We start from the raw sequence: 540 nt of genomic DNA on the forward strand, positions 1-540 counted from the left end.
TTGCTGATACTGCTGAGTGGTTGAGTCTGTGCATGCTCAGTGCCGCGTCACGCTGTAAATCTTCAAGCGTTGATGCGTTATCGATAATGTCAGCCATGGTCAGTGCTCCAGAAACTGTTTGTTGATCATCCCAATGGTGTAAACGAACAATAAAAAAGGGACTCCAAGTCCCTTTATTTTCTCGTAATGTTTCGCCAGAAGTGGCCGGCTGACAGAGTCAAACTTCGGCTTAGGCTTCTGTGACATCGCTGCTTTCAGTTCGTCGTTGCAGCGCTTGGCAGTAGCTCGCAATGCGTTCTCCTGTTCGATAGTCATCTTCTTCATGCATCCTCCCGTTCCGGATCGTTAACATCCCAGCCATTACGCTCAATATTGGTTTGCAGTCGCTTATCTCCGACCTCTTCGATACTCCTACCGGTAATCTCTGCTACTTCTGCGTTGGTGTAGCGCATGAGCGCTGCTAATTCACATGCAGTCCATTCACGCATAGTTAATCCTCCAGAGCGGGTCAGTGCGTCACGCTTGCTTCTGACTGAGTAA

1 protein-coding gene and 1 pseudogene are annotated in these 540 nt (G+C 48.9%); both read right to left on the bottom strand.

From position 1 onward, the window contains the following. Positions 1 to 99: 99 nt before the first annotated feature. Positions 100 to 324 carry a hypothetical protein gene (locus tag FDX14_RS20065; RefSeq protein WP_252182544.1) on the bottom strand — a complete coding sequence of 75 codons (225 nt, stop codon included), beginning with the start codon at positions 322 to 324 and terminating at the stop codon, positions 100 to 102. After that, positions 321 to 540 (bottom strand): annotated as a pseudogene (locus FDX14_RS25245) (hypothetical protein); the annotation flags it as partial. The pseudogene FDX14_RS25245 and the gene FDX14_RS20065, both read right to left, overlap by 4 nt.

The sequence above is a fragment of the Citrobacter sp. wls710 genome, from assembly GCF_005281115.1.
Taxonomy (GTDB): Bacteria; Pseudomonadota; Gammaproteobacteria; order Enterobacterales; family Enterobacteriaceae; genus Citrobacter; species Citrobacter werkmanii.